General features: G+C 62.8%; 5 protein-coding genes. 3 read left to right on the forward strand and 2 right to left on the reverse strand.

Annotation, left to right across the window (positions count from 1 at the left end; translation table 11 throughout):
- Positions 1-501 precede the first annotated feature (501 nt).
- Together KGA88_RS22080 and KGA88_RS22085 are read right to left on the reverse strand one after the other, a co-directional pair.
- A complete protein-coding gene (locus tag KGA88_RS22080) occupies positions 502-1,248 on the reverse strand; it encodes a class II aldolase/adducin family protein (RefSeq protein WP_223594286.1) in 747 nt (248 codons plus the stop codon).
- Between the two features lie 15 nt (positions 1,249-1,263).
- Positions 1,264-2,319, reverse strand: a complete 1,056-nt coding sequence (locus KGA88_RS22085; protein ID WP_223594288.1) for an ABC transporter substrate-binding protein — start codon at positions 2,317-2,319, stop codon at positions 1,264-1,266.
- Between the two features lie 431 nt (positions 2,320-2,750).
- Here KGA88_RS22085 and KGA88_RS22090 point away from each other — a divergent pair, with 431 nt between their 5' ends.
- The 3 genes from KGA88_RS22090 (at position 2,751) to KGA88_RS22100 (ending at position 7,811) form a co-directional block, all read left to right on the forward strand.
- Positions 2,751-4,016 (forward strand): acyl-CoA dehydrogenase family protein, encoded by a 1,266-nt coding sequence (locus tag KGA88_RS22090; protein WP_110662095.1) that lies wholly within the window; start codon positions 2,751-2,753, stop codon positions 4,014-4,016.
- Between the two features lie 152 nt (positions 4,017-4,168).
- Positions 4,169-5,950 carry an ABC transporter ATP-binding protein gene (locus KGA88_RS22095; protein ID WP_223594290.1) on the forward strand — a complete coding sequence of 594 codons (1,782 nt, stop codon included), beginning with the start codon at positions 4,169-4,171 and terminating at the stop codon, positions 5,948-5,950.
- Complete coding sequence (locus KGA88_RS22100; protein WP_223594292.1) at positions 5,943-7,811, forward strand: ABC transporter ATP-binding protein; 1,869 nt, start codon at positions 5,943-5,945, stop codon at positions 7,809-7,811. The genes KGA88_RS22095 and KGA88_RS22100 overlap by 8 nt, the downstream gene beginning before the upstream one ends.
- The last annotated feature ends 208 nt before the right edge of the window (positions 7,812-8,019 follow it).

Here is an 8,019-nt window from a genome sequence, read left to right on the forward strand (position 1 = left end):
CGCCAACCTCACGGCCGCCATCGCTGGCAAGCCAGCTCCTACAGTTCAATGTTGCGAATACGCCCTCGTAGGAGCCGGCTTGCTGGCGATTGGGCCCTCGGACCTTGCGCCAACCTCACGACCGCCATCGCTGGCAAGCCAGCTCCTACAGTTCAATCTTGCGAACACGCCCCTGTAGGAGCCGGCTTGCTGGCGATGAGGCCCTCGGACCTTGCGCCAACCTCACGGCCGCCATCGCTGGCAAGCCAGCTCCTACAGTTCAATGTTGCGAATACGCCCTCGTAGGAGCCGGCTTGCTGGCGATTGGGCCCTCGGACCTTGCGCCAACCTCACGACCGCCATCGCTGGCAAGCCAGCTCCTACAGTTCAATCTTGCGAACACGCCCCTGTAGGAGCCGGCTTGCTGGCGATGGGGCCCTTGAACCTTGCGCCAACTTCACGACAGCCATCGCTGGCAAGCCAGCTCCAACAAGGATTTGGGGTGACCAGCAATTTGACCTGTCAGCTGCGGCGGTCGATGGCTGGTACCAGGCCCAATTCGGTGGCTTTGTCGTACAGGCCGCTCATTTTCCATTGCTGGGTCAGAACGCCCGGACCATAGGGGCGGGAGCCGCCCAGGGAATCGGCGAGCAATTGCAGTTGCGCGCCCTCTTCCAGCAACAGGATGAATTCAGCAGTGGCGCGCAAACCTTGCTTGCCCCACACGGTGGAACCGCCATTGGCTTCCAGGATCGCCAGGTTGAAGGGGCTTTCGGCAATCTTGTCGAGAATGAAATCGACTTCCGGCTGACGTCGGTCGATGTACACCGGCAGTTCCCGCGCCAGTTGATATCGCTGTACCGGCACGTAGTGGAACGGCAGCGTGCGATGGGTCTGCGCCCAGGCGCCCAGGTACGGCGAGTGCACATGGGACACGGTGGTGATGTCGGCGTGCTGCTGGAACAGTTTGGTGTAGCGACCCAAACCGCCCTTGCCTTTGCCGTAGATCACTTTGCCTGCAAAGTCGGTGACTGTGGCCTGCAGTGGTTTGCGGTAGTTCCACGGCCCGCCATAGTTGACCGACACCAGCAGCTCCTGGCCCGGCACACGTTCGATGAAACCGACGGTGCCATTAGCCGTGATGGTGTTGGTTTCACGGAACACGGTGAAGGCTTCTTCAGCCTCGATCAGCACCTTGTCGATGAAGTTCTTCAATTCTTCGCTGATCAGTTGTTCGTTGATTGGTTTTTCGTAGACGAGAGTGGTCATGGCAGATCTCCGGATTCAGGCGCGGCGCTTGGCCAACAGTTCATGGGCGGCTTGCAATGGGCGCGGATCGACCCAGTCGGCGATGGAAAAATCGCGTTCCAGGAAGCCGTGCAGATAGAGAAAGTCTTTCTGGGTATCGAGAAATTCCAGTCGCTCTGAGGACAGGTCCGGCGCCAGCGTGGTGTGGAATTCGCCGCGATAGGCCTCGGCGACCCCGGCGCTGCCGGCGCGGGTTTCTTCCTCGAGAATGGCGTTCAGCGCCTCCCGATTGTTGGCGGCCCAATCAGCGGCGCTGAGGGTTTGGGCGAGAAAACGCACCACCAGGTCGAAATGGTTGTCGAGCAGGCTCTGGTGGACGGTAATCGGACGCGGCGTGCCGTTGTTGATGCGATACCGGGGCTCGGCGATCAGGTCCAGGTCGATGCCCACCACCAGCCCGAGACGCCGCGCGGCATCAGCGGCGGAAGCGCCTTTGACGTAGACCGCGTCCACCTCACCGCGCACCAGGTAATCGAGGCCCGACCACAATCGTTGCAAGCCCTCTTGCGGGCTCGCCGCGCGTTCCTGATCCTGCAACGCGACTTCCACCAGCTCGACATCGTCGAACCCCAGTCCGGCCAGGCTCAGCGCGCCTTTGTAACCGTGCAGGCTCATGGCCCGGGCAATGCTCCCCGGACGGGTTTCACCCCAGGCTGGCAGCGCCAGGCGCTTGCCCTTGAGGTCTTGCGGATGACGAATGCCGGAGTCGGGGCGAACCAGGATGGTCTGCCATTCTTCGATCCAGGTCAGGCCGATCAGGCGACTCGGCGCACCGGCCGCCCGCGCGGCCAATGCCGGGACGTTTCCGCCTTCGCGAAACAGCCCTGGCAGTTCGTGATCGTAGTGGTGATGACCCAGTTGACGGGCCTCCTGCAAGGTCGAAACCGGCAGGCCGTCGGCAGCGAACTCTTCACTGAGCCAGCCGAGTTTGTAGGCGATTCCGGAAGCCGTCGGCACGGGGCAACGGGTGAACCAGATCTGCTCGAGTTCAGCTGTGGTGTCGGGTCGGGTGTGTTTGGCAGCAAGCGTCATGGGCAGCTCCATCTGGGTTGGCAAGTGACTGTTGCCGGAGCTATTGCAGCGCCCGTGCCAAGAAACGAAAGCCCCGGTTTATGGGGCTTTGCGCCTGTTCCCTGATGCCCGACTGCCTTCAGTTGCTGGCCTGCCAGCAGCATTGCGCGGCGACTGCTGCTGATCGAGCAGGGGGCTGCTTCTACAGCAGCACCCGTGCCTCTCGCAGACTGATAAACCCTGCGTCAACAGACTCCAAAGCCCTTGGCGCAGAACTTGCTCAGCCCCTCACAACGCCCGGAAAACTCCCCCCCTGTAGGAGCCGGCTTGCTGGCGATGGCGTCGACGGGATCAGCGCAAGGCTCGAAGGCCAATCGCCAGCAAGCCGGCTCCTACAGGGGACAGGTGTGATTTTCGTGGCCATCAGCCGATCAATTATCAGAGGTACATCAATGAGCAAGGTCGAACACAACCCCGCCGGGCAACTGATCCAGGAGCAGGCTCCAATCCGCTTGCTTCAGAGCGAAGCCCAAGCCATCGCCGTGGCGAAGGAGATCGCCGTGGAGATCGCCGAAATCGCCGCCGATGCCAGTCAGAACGGCCAACTGCCCCGGCGGCAGGCGCAACTGTTGTCCGAAAGCGGCCTGACCGCCATTGGCGTTCCCAAGGCATTTGGCGGACTGGGTGCCTCGGTGGAAACCATCGTCGAAACCGTGCGCCTCATTTCAATCGCCGACGGCGGTGTCGGTCAGTTGCTGCAAATCCACAACGTCATGCTGCGCGGGATTTTCACCGGCTACTCCGACGACATCCGCGACCGGTTGATCCGCGATGTGCTGGCCGGCAAACGTTTCGGCAACGCCTTGGCTGAAGTGGGCGGCAAGAACAAGTTTGCGCTCAAGACCCGGGTCGAACGGCGTGCCGACGGCAAGTTGATCCTCAATGGCAGCAAGTTCTACTCCACCGGTTCCTACCTGGCCGAGTGGATTTCCCTGACCGCCGCCAGCGATGACGGCGGCGCCGGCGTATTGCTCAATCGCAATGCGTCAGGCTTGACCCTGGTGGATGACTGGGAAGCCTTCGGCCAGAAAAACTCGGTCAGCGGCACAGTGATCTTCGACAACATCGAACTCGACGAAGGCTTCGTCTCCCAGCGCAAGGGACCGATGAAGCGCACCGGCCTGACCTTCCCGCAGATTCTTCATGCCGCCATCGACACCGGCATTGCCGAAGGCGCGTTGTCGGCAGCGGTGGACTACCTCAATCACAACGCCCGCCCCTGGGTGGAAAGCGGTGTCGACCACGCCAATCAGGAGCCGCACATCATCAAGCAGATCGGTGAATACGCCGTGGCCTTGCGTGGGGCGCAATCACTGCTGCGTGACGCAGCGCGAGTGTTCGACCAGCACGAACTGGACCCGGACAACAAAGCGTTGCAGGACGAGCTGATTCTTTCGGTGGCCACCGCCCGCGCCCACTCCGACGCGGCCTCGCTGAAAATCTCCAGTGACATCTTCTCCCTGCTCGGTGCCAGTTCATCGCTGACCAAGTGGAACCTCGACCGCTTCTGGCGCAACGCCCGGGTCCACACCACTCACGATCCGATCCGCTGGCGCCTGCATCACGTCGGCAACTACTACCTCAATGGTGTCGATCCGGGTGAATACACCGCGATCCTCAATGCCAAGGAAAAACAGGGCGCCACCAGCCCGGCATAGATCTGACGGCCCCCATCGCCGGCAAGCCGGCTCCTACGAGATCGAACGTCACACCGACCTGTAGGAGCTGGCTTGCCAGCGATGGCGTCGTCAATACCGGTACAAATCCAAAGGCCCCATCGCCGGCAAGCCGGCTCCTGCAGAGCTATTACATGATCGAAAAACATCCCCTATTACGCTGCCTGGCGATTTATCGGGAAATGCCCTGGCGCTTCGCCCTGGTGGCGGTGCTGTTCATTGCAGCGAACCTCGGGCTGGTCTGGCAACAATGGCTGATCGGACACGCGGTGAACGATGTCAGCGCCGGTCGCGCGGTGATCCGGCAAGCCGATGGCAGCCTCGACGCAAGTCTTGGCTGGTACTGGCTGTGGCTGATGCTCGCCGTCGCCCTGGGCCGTGGCGTGTTGCAGTACGCCGCGAGCGTGTTGTCGCTGGTGCTCAGCCAGGAACTGCTGACGCGCCTGCGTGAACGTATCCTGCAACAGGTACAGACACTGCACCTGGGCTACCACTGGCAACACGGCATGGGGGAAATGATCACCCGCACCACCCGTGATGCCGACAAGGTTCGCGATGCCCTGATCAGCTTCTGGCGGCAGGTGGTGGAAACGCCGCTGGTGGTACTGGCAACCGTCGGCCTGCTGGGTTGGTACAACCCGTTGCTGGGACTGGTTCCACTCTTGCTGACGGTGTTCGGCCTGTGGATCTTTGTGCGCCAGACCGAACGTCTGGTCAGTCTCGACCGGGCCGTTGGCCAAGCCTACGACCGGGTCAACCAGGACCTCAGCGAAGGTATTGGCGGCGTGCGGGTGATCAAGTCGTTTGGCCTGGAACACCACCGCATCCAGCGTTTCGCCACGCAAGTAGCGGTGTTCGCCGACCACGCCCGCGACGCCCTCGCCTATTCCAGTTCGCGGATACCGCTGCCCCAGGCTGTCGTCGCGCTGGGGCATGTGTGGATTCTGGTTTACGGCGCCCACCTGGTGGCAAGCGAACGGCTGGGCATCGGTGAGCTGGTCACATCGCTGCTGATTGCCACCACCCTGGTGTTTCGCATCGAGGGCATCGGCCGCGTCATGCAGACGTTCGCCGACGCGCGCTCCAGCGCCGAGCGGATCTGGCAACTGCTGGACGAGCCGGCCGCCATCCGCAGCGGCAATGCCAGCCTGCCCGACACGCCGCTGGGCTTGAAGCTCGAGCATGTCTGCGTCAGCGCTCCCGGCGGCGGCCTGGATATCCTGCAGGACTGTTCGCTGACCCTGCGCCCGGGCGAAATCGTCGCGCTGGTCGGCGCGACCGGCACCGGCAAAAGCCTGTTGGTCAGCCTGCTGCCACGCCTGAGCGACATCAGCTCCGGGCGCCTGTCGTTGGGCTCGGACAGCGCCGGCTGGCAGGACATTCGTCAGTTGAAGCTGGACGAACTCAGGCGGCGGGTTCACGTGGTCCCCCAGGAAAGCTTTCTGTTTTCCGACACCCTCGCAGCCAACCTGCGCCTGACGGCACCGCACGCCAGCGATCAACAATTGCTTCACGGGCTGTGCCTGGCCGCCGCGGAAGATGTACTCGAACGCCTGCCCCAGGGATTGGCCACGCCGCTGGGTGATCGTGGCGTGACGCTCTCTGGCGGTCAGCGCCAGCGCCTGAGCCTGGCCCGTGCGTTGCTCGGCGAGCCGGACATCCTGTGCCTGGACGATGCCACCAGCGCGCTGGATGCGATCAGCGAACGCCAGGTGCTGAACAACATTCGCCAACTGCGTCGTGAACAGGGGCGTGCCACCACCTTGCTGGTGATCTCCAGCAAGCTCTCGACCATCCTCCTGGCGGACCGCGTGCTGATGCTTCAGGACGGCCGGATCGCTGCCAGCGGCACCCATGCCGAACTGTTGAATACCTCTCCTGATTATCGCGACCTGCTAGGGATCGACCATGGCTAATCCAATCGCCGGCAAAGTCTTGAGCGATATCGAAATTGAAGAAATGCTGGCCAAGAAGGCCCTCGACCGCAGCATGTTCAGTCGGCTATTACCGCTGCTGAAGCCGATTCGCCGGCACATTTTCGCGGTCATCGGCATTGAGCTGTTGCTGGTATTCACGGTGTTCCTGCGCCCTTGGTTCGTCCGTGAACTGCTCGACCGCGGGTTGATTCAACAGAGCGGTCACTGGTTGCTCGATGAGCGCCTGGTACTCTGGCTCGGCCTGGGGTTAGCGGCCAGTTGGCTGGGGCGTTTCCTGCTCGCCGGGGTCTCGCAGTTCGTCGCCGGCAGTGCGGCAATCCGGGTGCTGAATGACCTGCGGGTGCGGGTGTTTGCCCATGTCCAGAGCTTGAGCGTCAGTTATTTCGACCGGACCAAGGCCGGTCGGATCATTTCCCGAGTCGACCGTGATGTCGATGCCCTTGAGCCGCTGTTGATCCAGGGGCCACCGGAGTTGCTGGGCGCACTGCTGCGCTGCGGGCTGGCCTCGGTGATGCTGTGGCGAATCGATCCGCGATTTTTTCTCAGCCTCGCTGCGACGGTGCCGCTGCTGGTGCTGGCGACCTGGGGTTTCAAACGCATCTCCCAGCGCAACTGGGCCAGGGTCGCCGAGAACCGCAGCCGCTTCACCGCGCATCTGGTGGAGAGCGTCAGCGGCGCGCGCATGTTGCAGCAGTGTGCGCAACAAGCGCCGAACCTGCGGCGCTATCGCGGCCTGCTGGATGACTTCAATCAGGCGCTGATCCGTGGCAGCCTGCGGTCTGGCTGGTTCGCGCCCTTTACTGCGCTGCTCAGCTCGGCCGGCATGGCCGTGCTGTTGCTGGTGGGCGCCTACGGTCTGGCGCAGGCGGACGTGACCGTGGGCCAGATCGCCGAGAGTCTGTTTTATGTATTCCTGTTCCTCGGGCCATTGCAGGAGCTGTCGGACCTGTTCGAGCGCTACGCCACCGGATCGGCTTCGGCGCAACGCATCTTCCTGTTGCTCGACACGCGCGCGCAAATCAACGACAGCGCCACACCGCAACGCGTGGGCAGGGCCCGCGGCGAAGTGAGCTTTGAACAGGCGCACTTCAGCTACGATGCCAACAGTTCGACGCCGGTGATCAACGACCTTGACCTGCACATTCCTGCCGGTGAAGTACTGGCGATTGTCGGCCCCTCGGGCCATGGCAAGAGCACGCTGGTGCAGTTGCTGACGCGTTTCTACGAGGTGCAATCGGGCGCCGTCAGGCTGGACGGCATTGATGTTCGCAACCTGACCCAGCATGAACTGCGGCGTAATGTCGGCGTGGTCCTGCAGGACAATGTGTTGTTCAGCGGCAGCATTCTCGACAACCTGCGCCTGGCCTCTCCCCACGCCGACGACGCGAGCCTGATTGCGGCCGCCAGGGAGCTGGGCGCGGACGAAGTGCTGGAGCGGTTGCCGCACCAATACCAGACCGAAGTCGGACCACTGGGCGGGCACCTGAGCCATGGCCAGCGACAATTGGTCTGCCTGGTGCGCGCCTACCTCGCGGACCCTGCGGTATTGGTGCTGGACGAGGCGACCTCGGCCGTCGACATCCATACCGAGCGCCGCATCCAGCGGGCGTTTCGCCGGCTTTGCGAAGGTCGCACGGCCATCATCATCGCCCATCGCCTGGCAACCATTCGCGATGCCGATCGCATTGCGGTCATCCGCCACGGTCGCCTCGTCGAGCAAGGCCCTCACAGCCAATTGATCGATCAGGGTGGCGCTTATTCGGCGCTGTACCAGACCTACCTGCGCAGTGCCGAAGCGGGCGCCTCGATTGACGACATCGTCGCCACGGCACCGGCGTAATCAAGACCGCCATCGCCCGTAGGAGCCGGCTTGCTGGCGATGGCAATCTCCAGAACACCATCAAAACCCGCCTGCCGCACCCCGAACAACCATTGGCTGCATCGGCGTAATCAAAATCGCCATCGCCAGCAAGCCGGCTCCTACGCAATCGCGGGCAACACACATCCCCTGTAGGAGCTGGCTTGCCAGCGATGGCAATCTCCAGAAC

Origin of the sequence: Pseudomonas sp. A-R-19, assembly GCF_019956575.1 — a bacterium.
Lineage (GTDB): Bacteria > Pseudomonadota > Gammaproteobacteria > Pseudomonadales > Pseudomonadaceae > Aquipseudomonas.

What these genes read in the sequence shown, in the direction of transcription:
- KGA88_RS22080 (WP_223594286.1), bottom strand. Translation starts at nt 1,248, where the DNA reads ATGACCACTCTCGTCTACGAAAAACCAATCAACGAACAACTGATCAGC.
- KGA88_RS22085 (WP_223594288.1), bottom strand. Translation starts at nt 2,319, where the DNA reads ATGACGCTTGCTGCCAAACACACCCGACCCGACACCACAGCTGAACTC.
- KGA88_RS22090 (WP_110662095.1), top strand. Translation starts at nt 2,751, where the DNA reads ATGAGCAAGGTCGAACACAACCCCGCCGGGCAACTGATCCAGGAGCAG.
- KGA88_RS22095 (WP_223594290.1), top strand. Translation starts at nt 4,169, where the DNA reads ATGATCGAAAAACATCCCCTATTACGCTGCCTGGCGATTTATCGGGAA.
- KGA88_RS22100 (WP_223594292.1), top strand. Translation starts at nt 5,943, where the DNA reads ATGGCTAATCCAATCGCCGGCAAAGTCTTGAGCGATATCGAAATTGAA.